Genomic DNA, 23867 nt, shown 5'->3' with positions numbered 1-23867 from the left:
CAGTGTTGAACCAAATAAAGAACTCAGATAGTGTGTATTTTTCATACTTTTAGTAAGCCGTTTTCATGAGGAGCAAACCATGTTAAACCGACTATTTTTAGGTGTTATTTTACTATTAGCCACATGCGTGGTGAGTGCCAATGACAGCTTAGTGCATTTTCAAAGTAATTATTCTGTAAAGGAAACGGCAAACCGTTTTGAAAAAATAGCCAGTAACAAAGGGATAACCATATTTGCACGGGTAGACCATCAAAAAAACGCTCAAAATGTGGATATGAAATTAGCGCCAAGTGAAGTGATTATTTTTGGTAACCCAAAGGTAGGCACACCATTAATGCAATGCCAGCAAAGTGTGGCGATAGATTTACCGCAAAAAGTACATATATCTCAAGACAACAACGGCCAAGTATGGCTTGCCTATAACAACCCAACTTATTTGCAAGAGCGCCATAATATAAAAGGCTGCGAAGAAGTACTTAACAAAATATCTATGGTGCTTAATAAGCTTTCTATAGCAACGGTGGGCAAATAACCAAAATTTAAGAATAAAAAACCCGCTGATACGCTTGCGGGTTTTATAAAGTTAATAACTCTGAGTGCCTGAATTAAGACTCAATAGCCAAAAGCTCTACTTCAAAAATAAGCAGTGATGCAGGTGGAATACTGCCCACTCGCTTTTCGCCATAGGCTAATTGATGCGGTACATAAAATATGTATTTATCGCCAGGGCTCATAAGCTGTAAGCCTTCGGTCCAGCCTTTAATAACCTGATTTAAACCAAAACTGATTGGCGTTTTACGCTCTACTGAGCTGTCAAATACGGTGCCGTCTATTAACGTGCCGTGGTAGTGCACGTTTACTTTGCTAGTAGGGTTAGGTGTATTTTCGCTTTCACCTTTGTGCAGCACTTTGTACTGTAAGCCTGAGGCGGTTTCTATTACGCCCTCTACTTTTGCGTTCGCGACAAGGTAGTCGGCTTCAATTTGCGCGTTAATGCCAGCTTGTTGCTTTGCTTTTTTACTATTTTGAAAAATTAAAAAACAAAATATAGCGATGATCACCGCTAAAATTATATTGATCATTTAGTGTTTTTCCTCATCTTCATCGGCTTCTTTATCTTCTTCGCTATCGCCATTAACTATGTCGGCTATGTCTTTTAAGCGTGCTAAAGCAATACCGTTAACAGAATCCTCTGGGTATTGCCCGTCAATAACATCGCCTGCATCAATATCCATTAATAAGTTAAGTGCTTGGTCTACCGTTTCTACGGCGTAAATATTAAATTTACCGCGCTCAACAGCTTCAAGTATTTCATCATCAAGTACTAAGTTAACTTGGTTCGATTTAGGAATAATAACGCCCTGACCGCCTGTTAAGCCGCGCATTTTACACAGCTTAAAAAAACCTTCTATTTTTTCGTTTACACCACCAATAGCTTGCACATCACCATGTTGGTTAATAGAGCCTGTAAGAGCAATAGACTGGCTAATAGGCAAACTGGTAATAGCCGAAATAAGCGCACATAACTCAGCCAATGAAGCGCTGTCGCCATCTATATAACCGTAGCTTTGCTCTATAGCTATGTTGGCACTTAGGGTTAAGCTAAAGTGCTGGGCGTATTTGTTACCTAAATAACCGGTAAGCAGCATGACACCTTTTGAGTGAATTGCTTTACCTAGCTCGGCTTCACGCTCTACATCTATTACACCATCGGCGCCTGCGTATACGGTGGCGGTAATACGTGCGGGAGTACCAAACGACGTATCGCCAATGTGCAATACTGTTAAGCCGTTAACTTTACCAATTGCTTGGCCTTGTGTGGCAATAAGCGTGTGGCCTTCTTTTATATCGCTTAGCATGTTTTCGCTTATTTGGCCGGTGCGGTACTGCTTACCTTCAATGGCTTCATCAATATGGTGCGCATCAATTAGTGTTTGCTTATCTTGCTTGGCGTAAAAGCTGGCCTCAGCCACCAATTCAAGTACATCTGCAAAACGGGCCGATAATTTATTATGGTGCTCTGCTTGGCGGTAGCTAAATTTAAGTAACCGCACCATGGCGGCCTCTGTAGTTGTGCACTTTAAGGTTTGCTGGCAGTACTCACTCACTTTAGTAATAAATTGGTACTGTAATTTATCGCTGCTTGGCAAGTAATAGTCAAAGTCGGCAAGGACTCTAAACAGCTCTGCAAATTCTTCATCGTACTCACCTATGGTGTAATACAAATCGCGCGAACCTAATAAAATAATTTTTACATCAAGAGGGATTAATTGTGGGCGCAATGTAAAGCTGCTGCCTACTGAGCTGTCTTGATATGGTAGGTCGTTTTTAATTTGGTGCGTTTTAAGCGAAAGCTTTAAACCATCCCACACTTGTGGGTTAGCCATTACTTTTTCAGCATCCATAATTAAGTAACCGCCATTTGCGCGGTGCAATGCACCTGGCTGTATAGAGCGGTAACTGGTTATAAGTGAGCCTTGCGATGTTGAATACTCAATTTTACCAAATATATTGCCAAACGTTGGGTTTGGCTCATACACCACAGGCGCAGCATCGTCTTCTTTAAACTCAACTAAAATATTAGGCGCAAAAAAGTCGGTAAGCATGCCTTTACGGTCAAAGTCTTCTTTGCTTTCTTCGCTTTCATCTTCGTCGTCAAGCCACTCAAGTACTGCATCAATTATTTCTACGCGAATGTCTTTTAAGTAGCGCAGCACACCGATATGTGCAGCGTATTTATGCTCTAAATCTTTTAATAATGGCTTTGTAGCTTGCTCGGCTGTGGCTTTTTTTAGATTACGCTGTTTTTCTTTTGATTCGCGTTTCCAGCGTGGCAACTCAATAAGCGCCTCTATTAGGGCATCTTCTAGTTTTTCTATTTTTTCAAAAAACTCATCGCGGAGCGCTTCATCTAGGGCGGCAAATTCGTTATCGCTTAACTGCCTGCCTTCAACTAAAGGCGCAAATCCTACGGCGTTTTTCTCTTCTATTAGCGCCACGCTTTGCTCAAGCGCCATTTCTTCTACTGCGGTAATAGCGCTGTCGTAAGCGTCGTTAAATTCGCTCTCGATTGACTTTTTTTTGCGTTGATAAGCTGGGTTATCAAAAGCTGCCGGAAAGGTGTCGAGTACTTCATCTAAAAATGAGTCTATGTCGTCACTTAATTGCTTACTTTGCCCTGCTTGCATAAATAGCGCAATTGGCTCGCGGTGGTCGTCGTAATTATTAACATACAACCACTCGTTAGGTGTGGGGCGATCTTTTGCGTGTTGTTTAAGTTTGTCTTTTACGAGTGTAAATCGGCCATGCGCGGCCTCACCCATTACATACACATTGTAACCGGGTAAATCCATTCCTAATGAAAAGTCGAGGGCGCTTTGAGCACGTTGTTGCCCTATAAAGGTAAGTTGCTCTGGGTATGGATTGCTCATACACGTGCTAACGTGATTAGTAGAAATGCTCGGTGCGAGCTGTGAAACAGATAATGGCAGCAGTTTTTTCGTCATTCTAACTTCTTTTTGTACCAACATACTCGCTGGCTTTGGGCGTATTGAGTGGCCTACAAGCCACTTAATACATATATTTAGGGTTGTAATGCCTTACGGCTAAAATAAATACCATCACATTCAATGCACGGTGTAATTTGTGTAGCGTGATAAATATCAAAACTATGGGTGCAATTCTTACATACTAATGTGCCCATGGCTATCCATTCGCCTGCGTGATATACCCCGTTGTGCTTAAAATCTTGGCTAAGAGACTGCCATTCAAGCTGGGTTTTGTCTTCTATGTGCGAAAGCTCATACCATAACGACTCTTTAAGCTCTTGCCATGCAAGCGAATTATAGTGTGATTCGTTTTCTTGAACGTGCTCTAAATCGCGCTGCAAATAACTTTTATAAAGTCCGTATTTTTCTTTGCCTAGGTCTTTAAGTGCTTGCTCAGATTCAACAAATCGGGTCATTGCATCTTTTACTTCGTGATCTTTTACATCTTTTAACCACGTGGTGAGCTCGTTAAGCCATGTTTTATAATCTGCCATTTTATACTCCATCAAAATCAAGGGCGTGTTGGCCTTTAACATAGATAAGTATAGGTTAACCTGCACTGAAAGTGAGATTTTAACAAAACCGTGCTTATACGCTGTGATTAGGCTTTTATTTGGGGTATCCTATCGGCAATTTTTTATTAGTTTGCAAGAAGTCTGGAATCATAGATGCAAGAGCAATATAACCCGCAAGACATAGAGTCAAAAGTCCAAAGTTACTGGGAAGAAAACCAGGTATTTAAAGTCACCGAAGATGAGAGCAAAGAAAAGTATTACTGTCTTTCTATGTTCCCATACCCTAGTGGCCGACTGCATATGGGTCATGTGCGTAATTACACCATTGGTGATGTTGTTTCTCGTTTCCAGCGTCTGCAAGGCAAAAACGTTATGCAGCCAATGGGTTGGGATGCGTTTGGTTTACCTGCAGAAAACGCCGCTATCAAAAACAAAACAGCGCCAGCTAAGTGGACATACGAAAACATTGATTACATGCGTAACCAACTTAAGCAATTAGGCTTTGGTTACGACTGGGATCGTGAAATAGCCACCTGTCACCCAGAGTACTACAAGTGGGAACAATGGTTTTTCACTAAGCTTTACGAAAAAGGCTTAGTGTATAAAAAAATGTCAACGGTTAACTGGGATCCAGTTGATCAAACTGTACTAGCAAACGAGCAAGTTATAGATGGCCGAGGATGGCGCTCTGGTGCAGTAGTTGAGCAAAAAGAAATTCCACAGTGGTTTATTAAAATTACTGACTACGCACAAGAGCTTTTAGACGACTTAGACAAGTTAGAAGACTGGCCTGAGCAAGTTAAAACCATGCAGCGCAACTGGATTGGCCGCTCTGAAGGGTTAGACATTGAGTTTACGCGTACCGACAACAACGAAAAATTTAGCGTATACACTACACGTCCAGATACATTTATGGGTGTAACTTACCTAGCCGTTGCCGGTGGCCACCCTATTGCGCAAGAAGCCGCTAAAAACAGCGATGCAATTGCAATGTTTGTTGAAGAATGCAAAAACACCAAAGTTGCCGAAGCAGACATGGCCACTATGGAGAAAAAAGGCATTGCAACTGGCTTTTACGCTACTCACCCATTAACGGGCGAGCAAGTACCTATTTGGGTTGCTAACTTTGTATTAATGCATTACGGCTCAGGTGCGGTTATGGCAGTACCTGCACACGACCAACGCGACTATGAATTTGCTACAGCATACGGCCTAGATATAAAACAAGTAATTGCACCTGTTGAAGGCTCAGAGCTTGAAGTAAATTTAAAAGAAGAAGCATTCACTGAAAAAGGCGTGTTAGTTAATTCTGGTGAGTTTGATGGCCTTGATTTTGAAGGCGCATTTAACGCTGTTGCTGACAAACTAGAAGCACTCGGTGTGGGTGAGCGTAAAGTTAACTTCCGTTTACGTGACTGGGGTGTTAGCCGCCAGCGTTACTGGGGTTCACCAATCCCAATGCTGAGCGATGAAAACGGTAACGAATTAGCCGCCACCGAAGAAATGCTGCCAGTACGTTTACCTGAAGATGTAGTAATGAATGGCGTTACTTCGCCAATAAAAGCTGACCCAGAATGGGCAAAAGCAACGGTAAACGGCGTACCAGCAACACACGAAACAGATACCTTTGACACCTTTATGGAGTCGTCTTGGTACTACGCACGTTACTGTAGTCCGCGTCACGACGAAGGCATGCTAGACCCAGCAGCAGCTAACTATTGGTTACCAGTAAACCAATACATAGGTGGTATTGAGCACGCTATTTTACACTTATTGTATTCACGTTTTTTCCATAAGTTATTACGTGACTTTGGTTTAGTAAATTCAGACGAGCCATTCGATCGCTTACTTTGTCAGGGCATGGTACTTGCCGAAACGTTTTATCGTAAAGATGAAAAAGGCGGCGATGTATGGATTTCGCCAAGCGATGTAAATACCGAAACTGACGAAAAAGGCCGCGTAACTAAAGCATGGCATAAAGAAGATGGTGAGCCTGTGTTCTCATCGGGCATGAGCAAAATGTCTAAGTCTAAAAACAACGGTATAGACCCACAGGAAGTAATTGCCCAATACGGTGCAGATACTGTGCGTTTATTTATGATGTTTACCGCACCACCAGAGCAAACACTTGAATGGTCAGACTCAGGGGTTGAAGGCGCGCACCGCTTCTTAAAACGTATTTGGAAATACGCAGTAGATGTGAAAACTGTTGGCTTCCAGGCTCTTGATAAATCGGCGCTTAGTAACCCACAAAAAGTGCTGCGTCGTGAACTACATAAAGCCATTGCAAAAGTAAGCGATGATATTGAACGTCGTCAAACATTTAACACTGCAATTGCCGCTATTATGGAGCTCTCTAATAAGTTATTAAAAGCGCCGTTAAACGATACGCAAGATGTTGCTATTGCTAACGAAGCATTAGAAGCCCTACTTATTATGCTTGCGCCAATTACGCCGCATTTATCGCACCAGTTATGGCAAGAGCTTGGTAAAGATGGCGACATTTTAGATGCAGCATGGCCTAAAGTTGACGAGTCTGCCCTTGTTGAAGATGAAAAATTAATCATCGTACAAGTAAACGGCAAACTACGCGCTAAGCTAACTGTAGCCGCCGATGCAACACAAGAGCAGGTAGAAGCACTTGCGTTTGCTGAGTCTAACGTAACTAAATTTACTGATGGCGCAACCATTCGTAAGATTATTTACGTACCAGGTAAACTACTTAACGTGGTAGCTAACTAAATGGTTAGCTTTAACACCTTTAAAAACACATTAGCCTTAGTGCTAATGTGTTTTGTGTTATCTAGCTGTGGCTTTCATTTAAAAAAAGCCTCTAGCCTGCCTGATAACCTTAAAATGCTTACACTTAAAGGTGATGATGAAAAATCATCGTTATTTTTAAACCTTAAAAAAGAGCTTAAAGCCAGTAACGTAGAACTAACGCCTTCGGCTAAAAATGTTGCCCAACTTTACTTACGCAAAGAAAGCATTGAACGCCAAACCTTGTCGTTGTTTCAAAATGGTCAGGTGGCTGAATACGAGCTTGCCTACGGGGTAAGCTATGTGGTTAAACGCCCAGGCGAAAAAGCCATTGAAAAACGCTTTGAGCTTTATCGTAACTACCAAGACGACCCCGATCACGCACTTGCAAAAGCAAAAGAGCTTGAGATGCTTATTAGCGAAATCCGTAAGCAAGCCAGTCGTCGTATTGTTAGAGAGCTGTCGCAACTATAATGCGCTGTTATGCTAATCAGTTACCGAATGAATTAAGTAAAGGTTTAAAACCCTTTTATTTAGTGTTTGGTGAAGAGCCGTTTCAAGAAGCGCAATGTGTGCAGCAAATACGCGAGGCGGCAAAAGCCCAAGGCTTTGCTGAGGTAATTAAATTTACCCTAATGCAGGGGTTTGATTGGCAAGAAATTATAGCTCAATATCAAAGTATGTCTTTGTTTAGTGCGCGCACTATAATTGAGCTTGATTTAAACCACCAAAAACCTGGCACACCAGGTAGTAATACCTTTAAAAAAATAGTCGAGTTAATCAACCCCGATACCATTTTAATTGTAAAAGGGGCTAAAGCCAGCCAAGACGTACAACGTGGAGCCTGGTTTAAAGCGCTCGATAAACAGGGTGTATTTGTACCGTGCTACCCGCTTGCAGGGAATCATTTAAAACGCTGGTTAGATGAACAGGCAGCACGCCTTTCTCTGAATATGCAAAACGAAGCAAAACTGAGTTTAATTAACGCGACCGAAGGCAACTTATTAGCATGCTTTCAAGAGCTCGAAAAGCTCTCGCTGCTGCATGGTAATGCCTTAATAACCCAGCAACTTGTGATGCAAGGGCTATTAAATCAAGCCAAGTTTGATATTTTTGACTTAAGTGATGCCCTATTAAATGGCCACGCCAAGCAAGCTATTAAGGTCCTTAATAAACTGGCCAGCGATAACACCGAAGTGGTGAGTATTTTATGGGCTATAAATAAAGAGCTCACCAGTTTGCTAACTATTCAGCAAGGGCTTTTAAATGGCGAGCCTATCGCACAGTTATTTAAAAAAAATGGTATTTGGAAAAACCAGCAGGGCCCGGTGCAAAATGCGATTAACCGCTTAAATATTAATACCCTTGAGCAAATAAGCAGTGAGCTTGCACTGTTTGATTCAAGCTACAAACAAGGTAACTTAATTGCGCCTTACCAAGCGCTTGCGCATATTTGTATTAAGTTTTGCCAACCGCTCGATATTCCAATGCCGTGCCACGCACTTAACTAAAGATTTTTAACATGATTGCAATTTTTGGCGGCACCTTCGACCCCGTGCATTTAGGCCACTTAAATATGGCTACGCAGTGTGTAAATACATTTAACTTAACTACGTTGTACTTTATGCCCTGTGCACTGCCCGCGCACAAAGCTGCGCCGGGTATAAGTACAGCGCACCGTATTAATATGCTTAATGCCGCTATAGCTCCTTATCCTCATTTTGCACTTGATTTAAGAGAGCTTAATCGTACCGGCCCCTCGTACTCGTTATTAAGCTTGCAAGAACTCAGAGCTGAGCACCCAAATACGCCAATTCTTTTTTTAATGGGCATGGACTCGTTTAATAACCTCGACAAATGGTACGAATGGCAGACCATTACACAGCTTTGCCATATTGTTGTATACCAACGCCCGGGGCAATTATGTAGCCCGCGCCCTGCACTAAAAACGTATATGTTAAATGCCCAAACTAACGATGCACAGTACCTTGAATACACACCATTTGGTAAGTTGTATTTTTTACCGGGTGAAACCCTCGATGCGGCTTCAAGTTCTATTCGAGAACAATTAAAAAAAACCAATAAAAATAATGAACTATTACCTGATTCTGTGAGTCACTACATTGAGCAACACCAGCTCTATCAAAGTGGTGATTAAAACCCCCTAGCATGTTAAAATGCACGCTATTAAATTTAAAATTGAGACAATACCTTGGATTCGAAACAACTACTTGCCTTTGCACTAGACAAAATTGACGATATGAAAGCACGCGACGTGGTACAACTAGACGTACGCGACAGCTCAGACATTACCGATTACATGGTTGTGTGTTCGGGTACTTCTAAGCGCCATGTGCAATCAATTGCTGATAACGTAGCAAAAGAAGCTCGCCACGCTGGTGAAGAACCTTTAGGTTACGAAGGTCAAGACGAAGGCGAATGGGTACTGGTAGATTTAGGTGATGTAGTTGTACACGTGATGCAAGATCACGCACGTAGCTATTACGATCTAGAAAAACTGTGGGGCTAAGCGCCACTATTTTTTAATTGAGCTTGGAAGTAATACGTGAAAATACAAATGATTGCCGTTGGCACAAAAATGCCAGCGTGGGTAGAAACCGGATTTGCAGAGTACCAACGCCGTTTTCCTAAAGATATGGCGCTTGAGTTAATAGAAATTCCGGCCGGTAAACGCGGTAAAAATGCCGATATTAAACGCATTTTGCACACCGAAGGTGAAAAAACCTTAGCCGCTATTCCAAAAGGCAATCGCATTGTTACCCTAGAGGTAACAGGTAAACCACTTGATACTCACCAGCTTGCTAAAAATATGGAAAAGTGGCAGCTCGATGGCCGCGACGTAAGTTTACTTATTGGCGGCCCAGAAGGGTTAGCCCCTGAGTGCATTGCCGCCTCTGAGCAAAAATGGTCGTTATCTAACTTAACGTTACCGCACCCTTTAGTGCGTATTATTGTTGCCGAAAGCCTATACCGTGGCTGGAGCTTAAATAACAACCATCCTTATCATCGCGAGTAACGCCTTGTTATGATTAAGCAAAGACCCACAATACGCGACCATTCCGCTGAGGCAAACTTATTTGCACGGCGCGCATTTGTGGGTTTTATTTTTGTTTTAGGCTTAGTGGCAATTTTGCTCTCTAACCTCTATACCATTCAGGTAGAAGAGCACGCCGACTACCAAACCCGCTCTAACGATAACCGCATTAAAGTAATTCCTATTGCACCAAACCGTGGCCTCATTTACGACCGCAACGGTGTGCTGCTTGCTGAAAACAAACCCGTTTATAACCTTGAGGTTATTCCTGAAGAGGTTGACGATTTAGCTGAGTCACTCGAGCAAGTTAGTAAAATAATTACAATTACCGAGCCGCAAAAAAAAGACTTTATCGATAACATAAAGCATACACGGCGCTTTAAATCACAAGTGTTAAAAGCCCGCTTAGATGAAACCGAAGTAGCCAAATTTGCGGTTAATCAGCATAAATTTCCTGGTTTTAGTATTGAAGCCCGCCTTGCACGCTTTTACCCGTATGGCGACACGCTCACCCATGCGCTAGGCTACGTTGCAAAATTAAACCGCAAAGAGCTTAATAAGCTAGAGCAAGAAGACCAAGCTACAAATTACCGCGCTACGCACGATATTGGTAAGCTTGGTATAGAGAAATATTACGAGCAACTTTTGCATGGCCAAGTGGGTTCGCAGCGCGTTGAAGTAAATAACCGCGGCCGTGTTATTCGTACGTTAAGTATGACTCCCCCGCAGCCGGGCAGTGATTTAGTACTTACTTTAGATATAGGTTTACAGCAAATAGCCCAACATGCGCTTAAAGATATGCGTGGCGCGGTTGTAGTAATGGATGCCAAAGACGGTGGCGTATTAGCACTTTATTCAAACCCAAGTTACGACCCTAATTTATTTGTACACGGTATTAGCAGCAAAGATTATAAAGCGCTGCTAAACCCCGACCGCCCCCTTATTAACCGTGCCACTCAAGGGCGCTATGCACCGGCTTCCACAGTAAAACCGCATATGGCCATACTGGCACTTGAAGAAAACATTGTCAGTGAAAGTACTTCGGTGTGGGACCCAGGTTTTTTTCAAATACCGAATGTTGAACATAAATGGCGCGATTGGAAACGCTGGGGTCACGGCCACGTAGATGTTTACAAAGCGATTGAAGAGTCGTGCGATACTTACTTTTATGATGCAGCTTACCGCTTAGGCATTACAAAAATTAGTAATTTTATGGCACGCTTTGGCTTTGGTGACTTATCCGGAATAGACATACACGAAGAAACCACGGCTATATTGCCCTCAAAAGAGTGGAAAGAAGGCCGCTTTAAAGAGTCGTGGTGGCGTGGCGACACAATTTCTGTGGGGATTGGCCAAGGCTACTGGACAGCTACCCCGATTCAAATTGCTAACGCGACTAATATATTAGTTAATAAAGGCATAAACCACCCGCCGCATTTAGCGCAAGTGGCCAAAAAAGAAGATCAAGTGTCGCAAATTAATAACGAAGAAAAACCGCCGGTAGTACTTAACAACCCAGATAACTGGCGTATCGCTCTCGATGCCATGCACAATACCGTAAAAAAAGTAACAGGAACTGCACACCGTGCATTTAAAGGCGCTAATTATGATCCTGCTGGTAAAACAGGTACTGCGCAAGTAGTGAGTATTGCCCAAGGTGAGCGTTACGATGCAAAATCACTAAAAGAGCGCCAACGCGATAACGCGATTTATATTGGTTTTGCTCCGTATGACGACCCTAAAATTGTAGTTTCTATTGTAGTTGAAAACACCGGTGGCGGCAGCTCTGTGGGTGCCCCCATTGCGCGCGAGCTGATGGATTATTATTTTGCTGCAAACCCAATAGAACTTGCTAGGAATACCGCGCAATGACCGTACTTCATAACAAGCGCTCGATATGGATGCGCATGCATTTAGACTTACCGTTACTGATTGCCTTATTACTTATGATGGCAGGCAGTATCACCATAGTATATAGTGCAAGTGGCCAAGACTCAGCCATGATGCTGCGCCATATTACTCGTATGGGCGGCGCTATTATAGGCATGATAGTGCTGGCACAATTCTCCCCTGCGACACTTAAACGCTTAGTGATCCCCCTTTATTGCGTGGGCTTATTAATGTTAGTGGGCGTATTGCTGTTTGGGGTTAGCTCAAAAGGTGCGCAGCGCTGGTTAAATCTAGGTATTACGCGGTTTCAACCCTCAGAGCTTATGAAACTGGCAGTCCCTATGATGGTAGCTTGGTATATTGGCCGTAATCAACTTCCCCCTCGCCCATTGCACCTGATTATTGGCTTTATCATCGTGATGCTGCCTACCTTATTAATTAAAGAGCAGCCCGATTTAGGCACCTCAATTTTGATTGCCAGCTCAGGAATATTTGTGTTGTTTTTATCCGGTTTAAGTTGGCGCTTAATTGGCTTTTTAAGCTCAATTGTAGCCCTTGCCGCATGGCCATTCTGGCACTACGGTATGCATGACTACCAAAAGCAACGCGTGCTAACGTTTTTAGACCCAGAAAGTGACCCGCTTGGCTCGGGGTATCATATTATTCAATCTAAAATAGCTATTGGCTCAGGCGGTATTGAAGGTAAAGGTTGGCTTCAAGGTACGCAATCACAACTTGAATTTTTACCAGAGCGCCATACCGACTTTATATTTTCGGTATTAAGTGAAGAGTTTGGCTTATTTGGTGTATGTGTTTTATTAAGCCTGTACTTGTTTATTATTGGCCGCGGTTTATACATTGCGGTCAACGCGCAAGATGCATTTGGTAAATTACTAGCCGGCGCCTTAACGCTCACCTTTTTTGTTTATATTTTTGTAAACATAGGCATGGTATCGGGCTTGTTGCCTGTTGTGGGTGTACCTTTACCCCTTATTAGTTATGGCGGCACCTCTATGGTGACGTTAATGGCCGGCTTTGGCATTATTATGTCAATTGCGACAGATAAAAGGATGCTTTTAAAATAATGAATAAGCCTACCCAGCTGTTATTTATTTCAGCCTTAATATTTATGTTAAGCGCATGTAGTAGCGGCTCTAATAGCCGTTATCATATGGAGCACGATGCCGCACCACTGCGTGCACCTACCGCACTTGAAATGCAAGATGCCGTTGTGGTGGATGTTAAAAAAAGTGCCAGTGCAAGTCGCCCTTACGAAGTATTAGGTAAGCGTTATACGCCAATGCTTGATGAAAAAGGCTACACAGAAGAAGGGATCGCTTCATGGTACGGCCGTAAGTTTCATGGCTACCATACCTCAAACGGTGAAATTTACGATATGTTTGCCATGAGCGCTGCGCATAAAACCTTACCTCTACCAAGCTTTGTTCGTGTTACTAATACTGCCAACAATAAATCGGTGATTGTGCGTGTAAACGACCGAGGGCCGTTTCACGATGACAGAATAATAGATCTTTCGTATGCTGCTGCTTATAAATTAGGCTATTACACTCACGGTACAGCTAAGGTTAAGCTAGAGGCGATTACGCTCGACAGCATTCCTGCACGTAAAACATATATACAGGTAGCCGCAGGTAGTACGCTTAGCAATATTGAGGCATTAGCTTCTACATTACGCCTGCAATATCAAGTGCCTACTAATATAGTAAAAGCAGACAACATATACCGTTTGCATTTGGGCCCAATTAAAGATGCCCAACATGCGCAAGATGTATTAAAAAAATTAAAACAAAACCAATTTCAAAATGCGTTCTTGCTTTACACTCAGTAAGACTAATAACTAAACCATCCCAAGGTGCAAGTTAAGCGTTGCGCAGGGGCTTAAATCTAGGTGTTACTTTTTAAATGGTTGGCTCTTTTAAAAAGAGCATCACAGAGAGTAAGTGCTAGTAAAACGTGCTAGCGTCGGTTTAAAAACGATGAAGACTGCGTTATTGATTTGAACAATAGAGTGACTATTATAGACAATCAATGCCTTGCCTAAGTTGTTTTTAATACCAACGATGCTCGCATCTTGGGTTAGTTTGGGTATAAGATGAACATAACGCGAATTTTTAACTTTAACCATTAATGAGTATGATGAAATCAATTAAACATAAAATCCTCAAAGGTGTATGCGGCTTAGTTTGCACAGCCGCCGTATTTTCAGCCAGCGCCCAAATCATTCCGGCACCACCTCAAATTAATGCAAAAGGTTATTTTTTAGTAGACTTTACAACGGGTAAAGTAATTGCCGAAGGCGAAGCTGATACAAAGCTAGCCCCAGCAAGCTTAACTAAAATGATGACCAGTTATGTAATTGGTACCGAAATTAACGCCGGTAATATTGCACCAACCGATATGGTTACAGTAAGCGAAAAAGCCTGGGCTAAAAACTTCCCTGAGTCGTCAAAAATGTTTATTGAAGTAGGTAAGCAAATAAGTGTTGATGAGCTTAACCACGGTATTATTATTCAATCAGGTAATGATGCGTGCGTAGCCATGGCTGAGCACATTGCAGGTAGCGAAAGCGCCTTTGCTGATTTAATGAATGCCCATGCTGCTAAATTAGGCATGAGTAACAGCCACTTTATTAACAGCCACGGCCTAGATACAGACGAGCATTACACTACCCCACGTGATATGGCAACGCTCGGCGCTGCTCTTATTCGTGATGTACCAGATGAGTACGCACTTTATAAACAAAAGTCATTTACTTACAACGGTATTAAGCAATATAACCGTAACTCTTTGTTATGGGATGAAAGCCTAGATGTTGATGGCATTAAAACGGGTCATACATCAGAAGCAGGATACAGCTTAGTAACGTCTGCAACTAAAAACGACATGCGTTTAATTGCCGTTGTTATGGGCACATCAAGCGAGCGTGCTCGTAAAGTAGAAAGCAAAAAGCTACTTAACTACGGCTTTCGCTTTTTTGAAACAATAACACCTTACAAAGCTGGCGATAGCTTTGCAGAGCAACGCATTTGGATGGGTAACAAAGAAAACGTATCGTTAGGTATTTTAGAAGATACGCCAATTACTATTCCACGTGGCCAACATAAAAACCTTAAAGCTAACTTTGAGCTAGACAACACACTTGAAGCACCATTAGCGAAAGGCACTAAAGTAGGTACTTTATTTTTACAACTAGAGGGCGAAGACATTGCACAATACCCACTAGTTACACTCGAAGAAGTGGAAGAAGGCAGCTTCTTTAGCAAAATTTACGACTACTTACGTTTACAAATTATGTAAACGTAAAAATAACCCCACAGTCGTTGGGTTGTTTAACAAAATGCCTCTGTTATGAGGCGTTTTTTTTTGCTTGAAAAATGCTAGAATGCGCCCCATATATGCAGGATTACCAAAACCTGTCAGTTCACGCTTAGCGTTTTCGCATACAGCCAACACTTTTGTTTGAGGAGTCACCGTCGTGGTTCAACCTGTTAAAGATACTAAATTTGATGAGTACTTAGAGTACCCATGTCCGTTCACGTTTAAAGTTATGGGTTTAGCAAACGTAAACTTAACGGAGCAAATTTTAGCTAAATTACAACCTATTGCACCGGGCGACTACGCACCAAAAGTTAAGCCTAGCAGTAAAGGCAATTATGAGTCTGTAACCCTTGTAGCAACTGTTACTAGCGGCAAACACATTGAAGAAATTTACAACGTGATCAGCAGCATTGATGACGTACGCCACATGCTTTAAATGCGGGTAACTCTGTTTTGATAGAAAACACCTTAATAGTTCGCCAACTTGGGCGTCAGCGTTATATGCCAATTTGGCAAAAAATGCAGGCTTATACCGATACCCGTGATGAAAATTCGCCAGACGAAATTTGGCTCGTTGAACACGACAGCGTTTTTACCCAAGGCCAAGCTGGTAAAGATGAGCATTTACTCGCCCCTGGTGACATAGAAGTCATTAAAGTAGACCGTGGTGGGCAAGTTACTTACCACGGCCCCGGCCAACAAATGATGTATGTATTATTTAACTTGCGCCGCTTAAAAATTGGTGTACGTGAACTTGTTACTTGGCTTGAAGAGTGCATCATTGAATCGCTTGCTGAATACGGCATTGATGCTTACGCAAAAGCTGATGCACCCGGTGTTTACGTTAACGACAGTAAAATTGCATCATTAGGATTACGTGTTCGTCGTGGTTGCTCGTTTCATGGATTAGCATTAAATGTTAACATGGACTTAAGCCCGTTTTTACGCATCAACCCGTGTGGTTATGCTGGCATGAACATGGTGCAAACGAAAGAATTAAACGGCCCTCAAAACTTAGCGCAAGCAGGTGAAGGGCTGGTAAAACACATGATAAAGAAGCTTAATGCAACACAGGTTAAGCATACTGAAGGGTTTGAAAACGAATGAATAAACCAGTCAAAATGGAACCAGGTGTAAAACTACGCGACGCAGAAAAAATGGCGTTGATCCCCGTTAAAGTTTTACCTACAGAAAAAACTGAAATGTTGCGCAAGCCCGAGTGGCTTAAAATTCGCTTACCAAAATCTACTGAGCGTATTGATGGTATAAAACAAGCTATGCGTAAGCACGGCTTACACTCAGTATGTGAAGAGGCCTCGTGCCCTAACCTTTCTGAGTGTTTTAACCACGGTACTGCTACCTTTATGATTTTAGGTGCTATTTGTACTCGTCGTTGCCCATTTTGTGATGTTGCCCATGGTCGTCCATTAAAACCTGATGCAGCAGAGCCTGAGAAGCTTGCACTAACAATTAAAGACATGAAGCTTAGCTACGTGGTGATTACCTCGGTTGACCGTGATGATTTACGTGATGGCGGCGCACAGCATTTTGCCGATTGTATTCGCGAAATCCGTAAGCACAACCCAACCATTACCATTGAGATTTTAGTGCCAGATTTTCGTGGTCGTATGGACCGTGCTCTTGAAATTTTAATTGAGACACCACCTGATGTGTTTAACCACAACTTAGAAACAGCGCCGCGTTTGTACAAGCTTGCGCGCCCGGGTGCCGACTACAAATGGTCATTAGAGTTACTTCGTCGCTTTAAAGAAGCGCACCCAGAAGTAAAAACTAAATCTGGCTTAATGGTTGGCCTAGGTGAAGAAATTAGCGAAATAGAAGAAGTACTTCGCGACTTACGTGCCCATAACGTTGATATGCTTACTGTTGGCCAATACTTACAGCCTTCTAAGCATCACTTGCCAGTTAAACGTTACGTGCCACCAGCGGAGTTTGATGCACTAAAAGCCTACGCTGATGAGATTGGCTTTACGCATGCTGCCTCTGGCCCATTTGTTCGTTCGAGCTATCACGCTGACCAACAGGCTGCAGGTAAAGAAGTAAAATAATTACTTTTTAAAACGCATTTAAAAAGCCCTTAGCAATTAAATTGCTAAGGGCTTTTTTTCATACTGAATTATAAATCACTGCGCTAAAACGCCTTTTTTAATCACAAAATCAGCAAACCGTACCTGCTCTTCTTCAGCGCGAAGGCTATCGGTTTCGACTATTGAACGATAGATACCCCATTTAGGACGGGCAAAGTCATCATCGCTAAAGCCACGCCACATATCTATGTTTTGCTCGCTAATGCTAAATAGCTCTTCGTTGTCACTTAAGCGCCTTAGGGTCATTTCAAATTGCCCCGCTTCACTAAAAGTGGCTTGTACGAATACTGCTACCCATTCATCAGTAATAAGTGACCAGTCAGTTTCGATCAAGTTTTTATCAAGCCCCGTGCTGTTACCGTTTTCGTCAAAGCCTGCGCTATAACGTACTTGCAACTGATCACCTGTACTGTTTTTTTGTGCCCCAGAGAGCGTAATAATAGGCTGGTCGTCGTTGCCATTGGTATTATCGTTGCTGTCATTGCGAGCTTTTATTTGAAAAAAATGACTGAATTTACTACTTAGCTCAAGTTCGCTAGAGACTTTAAACTTCCAATAGTACTGTACTGTTTCGTCTTTAAACGCTAGTGTTGCTGCGGGTGATTTGTCATATGATTTAATTTCGTTGCGCTGGCGGTCGGTTGCGCCTTTGTCTTTATCTTGGTCTTCATCGCGATGCGCTAAAAATACAAAGTGGTTACCTACTATTGAGTCAGTATCTTCAATAATATGCACAACATCTTGATGATTTCCGCTGTACATATCAGGTGATTCTATTGACCCTTCTCCAAACACATTTTCAATTAAGTTATAGGCGCTTAGTCCTATGTTTTCGCCATCGGCATTGAGGGTTGTTTCTTCTGTTGCTGTAAAATCATCACCCCGTGCAGTGCCTATAATGGTGATAGACACTTTCGCTTCGGTGCCATCTGCCGATGCGACGGTTATTTCATCAAGTAAGGTTTCATTTTCGTTTAGCGCACTCACAGCAGCATGGTCGCTATTAAGCATATATGACCAATTTCCTTCCTCAGTTAAGCTAAATAAACCATAAGCTGTCGTGGTATTGGTTTGTATGTAAAAGACTGCTTCGCTGGCTTGTGCGTCGGTTATAGATAACTCTCCTGTTATTGCAATATCACGAGTGTTTTCAATACTTACAGCCATTTCACCACTAATTACTGCCGCGCTCTGTGCTACTACCAATGCATTAACAGGCTCACTTTTTGACCCTGAGCTACCGCAACCAACAACTGAAATACTCAAAAAACAAACAGAAGAAATAGTTAAAACACGCAAGTCAAATTTCGACATAAACAACCAACTCAAGTTAATGGTAAGTGAATAAAGTAAAATATAACTTACCAATTATTTGTTATAATAACTAGATCTTTATTACCAGTATGGTTTTATATTTGTTAGCTGAGCTATTTGTGAAAAACAACTTTAAATAAAATTAGGTTAAAGCCAGGTTACTTGAGATAATCTTCAGCGAACCCCTTATTTAGGTTATATATGAAATTATTAGTTCGTAATTTGTCTCGCGCTACCACAGAGCAAGACCTTCGCACATTATTTACAGCACATGGTAAAGTAACAACCTGTAACCTAGTGCTTGATAAAGACACTGGTTTATCAAAAGGTTTTGCCTTTGTAGAAATGCCAAACGACATAGAAAGTAGAAGTGCTATTAAAGCACTTAACCAATTAAGCGTTGATAAAAGCAAAATTCGCGTAAAATACGCAGATGAGTAATTAGCTACTTGCTATAGATGATTAAAACCAGCTCTTTGCTGGTTTTTTACTCTTAAGATTAAGCTTTATACTTAGCCAAAAATAAGCTGACTGTTTGCTCAATAACTTTATTATTTTGCTGCTCTGTTACTGTTTCAAACCCATAAAGTAGTGGATAAAATACAAAGGCCTTTAATTGATAAACAAACTGCTTAGCAGCTGTATCTAGCTCATCCCCCTTTAAAGCACCTGCTGTTTTTGCTTGCTTTAAAAAGTCTTCTAAATAAGTCATACACCCTATATTATTGTTACTTAAAGACTTTGCTAATTCGGGGCGTTGTAGCATCTGCATAAAAGCAATTTTGGCTAGTCGTAAAAAATCAGGCTCGGTAAGCATTGCTACTTCTTGCTCAGCAATAGTAACAAGCTGCTGCTCAATCGACTCATCGGCATTATAGTGAATAATCTCTCCATAATTAATTTTAGCTAACATATCGTTCAGGATCGCTTCAAATAACTCATCCTTAGTTGCAAAATGATTATATACAGTACGTTTTGAGGCGCCTGCTTTAGCTGCAATTTGATCCATACTAGTGTGCTCTACACCATTTTCAAAAAACAACTGCTCTGCCGCTTGAAGTATATCTATGCGTTTTTTTTCTGATAATTTCATAATGAGATCTGCAATTATTAATAGCTATATTCTAACTAAACAACAAAAAAATGCACTGCATAGTTTACTTTTTATCAAAATAATGAAAAACTACACTCATTAGTTTACTTTAAGGTTTTACGATGACATTTATAAAATGGTTCGTTGTGATCATAGCCATCATTGTTTTTGGGGGTTGTAGCGTGAATAAACAAATAGTTGCGCAAGGTGTTAATGAAACACCTAATGTAGATAACTACGAAAATGGTAAATTTCATAACCATAAACAGGTTGAACCCAATAGCTTAAAAAAAACACTTGGGATTTTAGGGCGTTACATAACAGAAAAACGCACCAATATTACACCTAAAGAGCCCATAGAAATTAAAAGCGTAACAGCAAAAGTACTTAATAACTTGAGCAATGATACTGTACATGTAGTTAAACTTGGCCACTCTAGCGTGCTTTTAAAAGTACATGGTGAATACTGGTTACTCGATCCGGTATTTAGTGAACGCGCATCACCTTTTTCTTTTTTAGGACCAAAACGCTTTTCTAAATTGCCTATAAGTATTAGCGAACTCCCGCCTATTGATAAAGTGCTTATTTCGCACAACCATTACGATCACCTTGATAAATCAGCTATTAAAAAGCTGGCTGCAAAAACTAAAGAGTTTTATGTACCCCTTGGTGTAGATAGTGATTTAGTTAAGTGGGGAGTGAATGAAAGTAAAATTAGCACATTTAACTGGTGGCAAGAGCTACAAACCGAGCATGCATTAGTCGCCTTTACCCCTACTCAACATTTTTCGGGACGTGGATTAAGTGATGCAAACAACACACTTTGGGGTTCGTGGGTAATTAAAACCGCGCAACAAAGTGTTTATTTTAGTGGTGACTCGGGTTACTTTGCAGGCTTTAAAGAAATTGGCAATAAGTATGGTCCTTTTGATTTAACACTTATTGAAACCGGTGCCTACGACAAAGATTGGGCCGATATTCACATGACACCCGAGCAGTCGGTACAAGCACACCTAGATCTGAAAGGTAAAATTATGGTGCCTATTCATAACGGTACATTTGATTTAGCATTTCATAGCTGGATAGATCCACTTGAGCGTGTAACAACATCGAGTGCAGCTAAAAATGTGGCATTAAGTACGCCACAGTTTGGGCAAATATTTAACGTAAGCGATAACCCCATAAACACCCAGTGGTGGTTACAACCTACTAAATAAGTAAAGCGGCTATTAAGCCGCTTTTTTTATAGTGAGCGTTCCTAATACAACAAAGGCTGCCGCTAGGGTAAAAAACATAGCTTGTTGAGCAAATAAAGCTGCTACAAAAAATACACCGCCGCTGCCTAAGAATAAGAGTCCGCTTTTTTTAGTTTGGTTCATTGTGTGTGCTCCATTTATGTTGTTGATTATTTATACACCCCACACCAAATATTTTCAATTTTTCAAAAATAGAACAGGCAAAGTGATAAATATTCGACTCAAATTAGTGCATCCTTTATATTAAAAGCCAATTTTAAAAACTATTCAGAAAACTATGGCATCATCTCTTTTAAAAAGCGCTAGCTTAAGCTTGCTAGTCGCTCTCTTTGGTTGCTCTGAACCTGCAAGCGAGCATTCTTCTTTAAAAAATCCCCCGGGCGTTAGCCTAAATAACGTAAAACAGCATATAAAAACGCTTGCCTCTGATGACTTTCAAGGGCGCGGCCCACTTACCCATGGTGAAGTAAAAACCGTGGGTTACTTGAGCGAGCAATACGAAGCTATGGGTTTAGCTGGGGCGTATAATGGCAAGTATTTACAGCCAGTAAAAATGGCCATGGTCACAGCTAATCAAAATATGCAATTACAGGTGGGCGACTTAAAGTTTAAAGCAGGCAAAGATTTTACCGCCCGTACAGAGCAATTACAGCCACTAATTGATGTGCGAAACTCTGACATTGTATTTGTGGGTTACGGTATTAATGCCCCCGAATACAATTGGAACGATTATGAAAACATTAATGTTAAAGGTAAAACCGTTATTGTATTGGTAAACGACCCTGGCTTTGCTACACAAAACGATGCGTTATTTACAGGTAACGCTATGACCTACTACGGTCGTTGGACTTACAAATACGAAGAAGCCGCACGCCAGGGTGCCAAAGCGGTATTTATTGTGCACGAAACTGCCCCTGCAGCTTACCCTTGGGGCGTGGTTGAAAGTTCAAACACAGGGACTAAATACACCCTAATGGACAATAACCTAAACGCCTCTAAGCTCCCAGTTATGGGCTGGCTAACACTTAATACTACTGAGAAAATTTTTAATGCAGCCCAGCTCAACTATCAAAATTTAAAACAAAAGGCTTTAAGGGATGACTTTAAAGCCACAGCGCTTAATTTAACAGCCAACCTTTCATTTAAAAACGAAGTATCGCATGCCAAATCACATAACGTAGTTGCGCAAATTACAGGAAGCGACGCCCCAAATGAGTACGTGGTAATAGGCGCTCATTGGGATCATTTTGGTACCAAGCAAACCGACAGTGGCCCTAAAATTTATAACGGCGCAGTAGATAATGCTTCTGGCACAGCGGCCACACTTGAAATTGCCCGCATTATGAATCAAATCCATGAGCAAACACCGTTTAAGCGCTCTATTTTATTTGCTAATTTTACCGCTGAAGAGACTGGCCTCATTGGCTCGCAAGAGTTTGCAACCGGTGGCGTTGTGCCCACTAAACAAATGGTCGCTCTGTTAAATATTGACGGAATGAACGTGCTAGATGGCACTGATTACATTTTGCAATACGGTAAAGATTTATCCACCCTAGAAAACTACCTAGCAAACGCGGCAAAAGCACAAGGTCGTGTTGTTAAAATGGACCCTCGCCCGCAAAACGGTTTGTTTTTTAGATCAGATCATTTTTCTTTAGCTAAGCAAGGTGTGCCTAGTTTATTATTTATGAGCCTTGGCGATACCGACCCTGATTACATTGCGCATAAATACCATAAAGAAGCCGACGATTACTCCCCGCAGTGGTCATTAGGTGGCGTAAAGCAAGACATAGAGCTTATTGTTGATATAGCCACACAGCTTGCTAACAATGGCGATTGGCCTACATGGACGAGTGACTCAGACTTTAAAGCAAAGCGCGAGCAAGATAAGGCGCATTAGTAAGCAATGTTTAAAGCTAAATAGCAATTATACCAATTGAATTAAAATCCTCCTACTTGGAGGATTTTAATTTTGAGCGCGCCCGCATTAGTAAGGTTTCGGCTTTGGCGCCTAAATACACATAAATAGCCAAGGCTATTAAAAGCCCTACCACCGCAAGCATCATCGCAATAGCCGGTAATAAGTATTCAGCTTGCCCGAGCGCCGCTTTAAACATGGTTAATAGCGCCTCAATAGATATTGCAATGAGCACGGTAGATATAAACCGGGTAATTGTGCGCCGTGTAGAAGAGTGCCTAAATATATCTTTGTGCATTAAAATCTCTTCTTCGAGAATGGTTTTTCCTAAATCAAATACGGCTAGCGCTAAAGTAATATATATAATAATGCTAAAAGGCTCGAGGGGATCAGACGTTGAGTCAAAATGGGTTAATAATGCATATATATCGTTAAATACTATGCTCAGTAAAAAAAGTACCAAAGTAAATAAACACGCCACAATCACCCCATAACCCGCCTTAAAATAAGGCGAAATACCGGCACGCGCGCTGTCTCCCATTACAAACTCAATTAACTGGGTTAAACATACGTCTAACACTAAATAATGCTGCTGGTTAATTGGCTTTTTTAGCTCTTTAATAGCCGAAATACATAAATGATTAGTTGCGATAGAAATATACGGATCGGTAAAACACACCGTATCGGTTTGTATAGATTGTAAAAAGTAAGGGCGCTCACTTAAATCTTGCTGATTACCTTGCTCTGCTAATTTTTTATAGGCACGCTTAAAGCACACATTATTGCCTTGCTGAAGCCCAGATTCATTTAAACAATATTGCAACTCTAAAAAGGGATATTGCTTTACTAAAAAACGCGTATCTCGATTTTTGTTCAGCCCATCTTCAATACTCATTAAAATAGAGTCAAGCAAGCTGTGTATTACATGCTCATACTCATGGTAGCGCTCAACGCTACTTATATAACTCATTCGCGCCATAATTGTGTACTCACTCAGTTGCTATAGCATTAACTAAGCAAGTTTAAAACCAAGTATAAAAAGTGTTTTTATTCATAAGCTTAAAATTTTAA

Annotated in this window: 24 protein-coding genes; 17 read left to right on the top strand and 7 right to left on the bottom strand. The window is 41.4% G+C overall.

The genetic code is table 11. The features are described 5' to 3' along the window. The first annotated feature begins 79 nt into the window (after window positions 1-79). The gene (locus tag WDB87_RS11110) at window positions 80-532 is read left to right on the top strand and encodes a DUF302 domain-containing protein (protein WP_337849896.1); all 453 of its coding nucleotides are present in this window, start codon (window positions 80-82) and stop codon (window positions 530-532) included. A 73-nt stretch (window positions 533-605) separates the two neighbouring features. Here WDB87_RS11110 and WDB87_RS11105 read toward each other — a convergent pair whose 3' ends face one another. The 3 genes from WDB87_RS11105 to WDB87_RS11095 all read right to left on the bottom strand — a co-directional run bounded on the left by WDB87_RS11105 (window position 606) and on the right by WDB87_RS11095 (window position 4042). After that, window positions 606-1082, bottom strand: a complete 477-nt coding sequence (locus WDB87_RS11105; RefSeq protein WP_029772177.1) for an FKBP-type peptidyl-prolyl cis-trans isomerase — start codon at window positions 1080-1082, stop codon at window positions 606-608. Then, the gene (locus tag WDB87_RS11100) at window positions 1083-3506 is read right to left on the bottom strand and encodes a Lon protease family protein (protein ID WP_286246613.1); all 2424 of its coding nucleotides are present in this window, start codon (window positions 3504-3506) and stop codon (window positions 1083-1085) included. 77 nt (window positions 3507-3583) lie between these two features. Continuing rightward, window positions 3584-4042: a zinc ribbon-containing protein gene (locus WDB87_RS11095; RefSeq protein WP_286246611.1), complete on the bottom strand. Its 459-nt coding sequence runs from the start codon at window positions 4040-4042 to the stop codon at window positions 3584-3586. Between the two features lie 174 nt (window positions 4043-4216). Here WDB87_RS11095 and leuS point away from each other — a divergent pair, with 174 nt between their 5' ends. The 13 genes from leuS to lipA all read left to right on the top strand — a co-directional run bounded on the left by leuS (window position 4217) and on the right by lipA (window position 17176). Beyond that, window positions 4217-6805: a leucine--tRNA ligase gene (gene leuS / locus WDB87_RS11090; RefSeq protein ID WP_286246608.1), complete on the top strand. Its 2589-nt coding sequence runs from the start codon at window positions 4217-4219 to the stop codon at window positions 6803-6805. Further along, window positions 6806-7297 carry an LPS-assembly lipoprotein LptE gene (locus WDB87_RS11085; RefSeq protein WP_286246607.1) on the top strand — a complete coding sequence of 164 codons (492 nt, stop codon included), beginning with the start codon at window positions 6806-6808 and terminating at the stop codon, window positions 7295-7297. It begins immediately after the preceding gene. Beyond that, window positions 7297-8334 carry a DNA polymerase III subunit delta gene (gene holA, locus WDB87_RS11080; RefSeq protein ID WP_337849895.1) on the top strand — a complete coding sequence of 346 codons (1038 nt, stop codon included), beginning with the start codon at window positions 7297-7299 and terminating at the stop codon, window positions 8332-8334. Before WDB87_RS11085 ends, holA begins: the two co-directional genes overlap by 1 nt. Before the next feature lie 11 nt (window positions 8335-8345). After that, window positions 8346-8981 carry a nicotinate-nucleotide adenylyltransferase gene (nadD, locus tag WDB87_RS11075; RefSeq protein WP_337849894.1) on the top strand — a complete coding sequence of 212 codons (636 nt, stop codon included), beginning with the start codon at window positions 8346-8348 and terminating at the stop codon, window positions 8979-8981. A 54-nt stretch (window positions 8982-9035) separates the two neighbouring features. Then, window positions 9036-9353 (top strand): ribosome silencing factor, encoded by a 318-nt coding sequence (rsfS, locus tag WDB87_RS11070; RefSeq protein WP_024033760.1) that lies wholly within the window; start codon window positions 9036-9038, stop codon window positions 9351-9353. A 36-nt stretch (window positions 9354-9389) separates the two neighbouring features. Next, entirely contained in the window at window positions 9390-9860 is a 471-nt protein-coding gene (gene rlmH, locus WDB87_RS11065) for a 23S rRNA (pseudouridine(1915)-N(3))-methyltransferase RlmH (protein ID WP_004585918.1), read from the top strand. Window positions 9861-9869: 9 nt separating this feature from the next. Then, entirely contained in the window at window positions 9870-11750 is a 1881-nt protein-coding gene (mrdA, locus tag WDB87_RS11060; protein WP_286246598.1) for a penicillin-binding protein 2, read from the top strand. Next, window positions 11747-12853, top strand: a complete 1107-nt coding sequence (rodA, locus tag WDB87_RS11055; protein ID WP_286246596.1) for a rod shape-determining protein RodA — start codon at window positions 11747-11749, stop codon at window positions 12851-12853. The genes mrdA and rodA overlap by 4 nt, the downstream gene beginning before the upstream one ends. Continuing rightward, window positions 12853-13617: a septal ring lytic transglycosylase RlpA family protein gene (locus WDB87_RS11050; RefSeq protein WP_054982217.1), complete on the top strand. Its 765-nt coding sequence runs from the start codon at window positions 12853-12855 to the stop codon at window positions 13615-13617. The genes rodA and WDB87_RS11050 overlap by 1 nt, the downstream gene beginning before the upstream one ends. A 308-nt stretch (window positions 13618-13925) precedes the next feature. Further along, a complete protein-coding gene (locus WDB87_RS11045; RefSeq protein WP_004585914.1) occupies window positions 13926-15086 on the top strand; it encodes a serine hydrolase in 1161 nt (386 codons plus the stop codon). A 178-nt stretch (window positions 15087-15264) separates the two neighbouring features. After that, a complete protein-coding gene (ybeD, locus tag WDB87_RS11040) occupies window positions 15265-15543 on the top strand; it encodes a DUF493 family protein YbeD (RefSeq protein WP_286246590.1) in 279 nt (92 codons plus the stop codon). Between the two features lie 17 nt (window positions 15544-15560). Beyond that, entirely contained in the window at window positions 15561-16214 is a 654-nt protein-coding gene (gene lipB, locus WDB87_RS11035) for a lipoyl(octanoyl) transferase LipB (protein WP_337849893.1), read from the top strand. Continuing rightward, window positions 16211-17176, top strand: a complete 966-nt coding sequence (lipA, locus tag WDB87_RS11030; RefSeq protein ID WP_286246586.1) for a lipoyl synthase — start codon at window positions 16211-16213, stop codon at window positions 17174-17176. The genes lipB and lipA overlap by 4 nt, the downstream gene beginning before the upstream one ends. 75 nt (window positions 17177-17251) lie before the next feature. Here the strand turns inward: lipA and WDB87_RS11025 are convergent, their stop codons facing one another. Continuing rightward, complete coding sequence (locus WDB87_RS11025) at window positions 17252-18529, bottom strand: VCBS domain-containing protein (RefSeq protein WP_337849892.1); 1278 nt, start codon at window positions 18527-18529, stop codon at window positions 17252-17254. 201 nt (window positions 18530-18730) lie between these two features. On the opposite strand from WDB87_RS11025, the gene WDB87_RS11020 reads away from it, so the two are divergent. Beyond that, a complete protein-coding gene (locus WDB87_RS11020; protein WP_337849891.1) occupies window positions 18731-18970 on the top strand; it encodes an RNA recognition motif domain-containing protein in 240 nt (79 codons plus the stop codon). A 58-nt stretch (window positions 18971-19028) separates the two neighbouring features. Here WDB87_RS11020 and WDB87_RS11015 read toward each other — a convergent pair whose 3' ends face one another. Then, entirely contained in the window at window positions 19029-19622 is a 594-nt protein-coding gene (locus tag WDB87_RS11015) for a TetR/AcrR family transcriptional regulator (RefSeq protein ID WP_337849890.1), read from the bottom strand. Between the two features lie 182 nt (window positions 19623-19804). On the opposite strand from WDB87_RS11015, the gene WDB87_RS11010 reads away from it, so the two are divergent. Then, on the top strand, window positions 19805-20839 hold the full coding sequence (locus WDB87_RS11010; protein WP_337849889.1) for an MBL fold metallo-hydrolase: 1035 nt from the start codon (window positions 19805-19807) through the stop codon (window positions 20837-20839). Between the two features lie 12 nt (window positions 20840-20851). Here WDB87_RS11010 and WDB87_RS11005 read toward each other — a convergent pair whose 3' ends face one another. Beyond that, entirely contained in the window at window positions 20852-21001 is a 150-nt protein-coding gene (locus WDB87_RS11005) for a hypothetical protein (RefSeq protein WP_286246577.1), read from the bottom strand. A 154-nt stretch (window positions 21002-21155) separates the two neighbouring features. On the opposite strand from WDB87_RS11005, the gene WDB87_RS11000 reads away from it, so the two are divergent. Then, window positions 21156-22778: a M28 family metallopeptidase gene (locus WDB87_RS11000; RefSeq protein ID WP_337849888.1), complete on the top strand. Its 1623-nt coding sequence runs from the start codon at window positions 21156-21158 to the stop codon at window positions 22776-22778. A 52-nt stretch (window positions 22779-22830) separates the two neighbouring features. On the opposite strand, the gene WDB87_RS10995 is transcribed toward WDB87_RS11000, so the two are convergent. Beyond that, on the bottom strand, window positions 22831-23775 hold the full coding sequence (locus tag WDB87_RS10995; RefSeq protein WP_337849887.1) for an EAL-associated domain-containing protein: 945 nt from the start codon (window positions 23773-23775) through the stop codon (window positions 22831-22833). Between the last annotated feature and the right edge of the window lie 92 nt (window positions 23776-23867).

This window comes from Pseudoalteromonas sp. C12FD-1, assembly GCF_037414265.1.
In the GTDB taxonomy this organism is placed as follows: Bacteria; Pseudomonadota; Gammaproteobacteria; order Enterobacterales; family Alteromonadaceae; genus Pseudoalteromonas.
Note: the sequence above shows the minus strand (reverse complement) of the source record. Positions and strands in the feature narration are given on the sequence as shown.

What these genes read in the sequence shown, in the direction of transcription:
- WDB87_RS11110 (WP_337849896.1), top strand. Translation starts at nt 80, where the DNA reads ATGTTAAACCGACTATTTTTAGGTGTTATTTTACTATTAGCCACATGC.
- WDB87_RS11105 (WP_029772177.1), bottom strand. Translation starts at nt 1,082, where the DNA reads ATGATCAATATAATTTTAGCGGTGATCATCGCTATATTTTGTTTTTTA.
- WDB87_RS11100 (WP_286246613.1), bottom strand. Translation starts at nt 3,506, where the DNA reads ATGACGAAAAAACTGCTGCCATTATCTGTTTCACAGCTCGCACCGAGC.
- WDB87_RS11095 (WP_286246611.1), bottom strand. Translation starts at nt 4,042, where the DNA reads ATGGCAGATTATAAAACATGGCTTAACGAGCTCACCACGTGGTTAAAA.
- leuS (WP_286246608.1), top strand. Translation starts at nt 4,217, where the DNA reads ATGCAAGAGCAATATAACCCGCAAGACATAGAGTCAAAAGTCCAAAGT.
- WDB87_RS11085 (WP_286246607.1), top strand. Translation starts at nt 6,806, where the DNA reads ATGGTTAGCTTTAACACCTTTAAAAACACATTAGCCTTAGTGCTAATG.
- holA (WP_337849895.1), top strand. Translation starts at nt 7,297, where the DNA reads ATGCGCTGTTATGCTAATCAGTTACCGAATGAATTAAGTAAAGGTTTA.
- nadD (WP_337849894.1), top strand. Translation starts at nt 8,346, where the DNA reads ATGATTGCAATTTTTGGCGGCACCTTCGACCCCGTGCATTTAGGCCAC.
- mrdA (WP_286246598.1), top strand. Translation starts at nt 9,870, where the DNA reads ATGATTAAGCAAAGACCCACAATACGCGACCATTCCGCTGAGGCAAAC.
- rodA (WP_286246596.1), top strand. Translation starts at nt 11,747, where the DNA reads ATGACCGTACTTCATAACAAGCGCTCGATATGGATGCGCATGCATTTA.
- WDB87_RS11050 (WP_054982217.1), top strand. Translation starts at nt 12,853, where the DNA reads ATGAATAAGCCTACCCAGCTGTTATTTATTTCAGCCTTAATATTTATG.
- WDB87_RS11045 (WP_004585914.1), top strand. Translation starts at nt 13,926, where the DNA reads ATGAAATCAATTAAACATAAAATCCTCAAAGGTGTATGCGGCTTAGTT.
- lipA (WP_286246586.1), top strand. Translation starts at nt 16,211, where the DNA reads ATGAATAAACCAGTCAAAATGGAACCAGGTGTAAAACTACGCGACGCA.
- WDB87_RS11025 (WP_337849892.1), bottom strand. Translation starts at nt 18,529, where the DNA reads ATGTCGAAATTTGACTTGCGTGTTTTAACTATTTCTTCTGTTTGTTTT.
- WDB87_RS11020 (WP_337849891.1), top strand. Translation starts at nt 18,731, where the DNA reads ATGAAATTATTAGTTCGTAATTTGTCTCGCGCTACCACAGAGCAAGAC.
- WDB87_RS11015 (WP_337849890.1), bottom strand. Translation starts at nt 19,622, where the DNA reads ATGAAATTATCAGAAAAAAAACGCATAGATATACTTCAAGCGGCAGAG.
- WDB87_RS11005 (WP_286246577.1), bottom strand. Translation starts at nt 21,001, where the DNA reads ATGAACCAAACTAAAAAAAGCGGACTCTTATTCTTAGGCAGCGGCGGT.
- WDB87_RS11000 (WP_337849888.1), top strand. Translation starts at nt 21,156, where the DNA reads ATGGCATCATCTCTTTTAAAAAGCGCTAGCTTAAGCTTGCTAGTCGCT.
- WDB87_RS10995 (WP_337849887.1), bottom strand. Translation starts at nt 23,775, where the DNA reads ATGGCGCGAATGAGTTATATAAGTAGCGTTGAGCGCTACCATGAGTAT.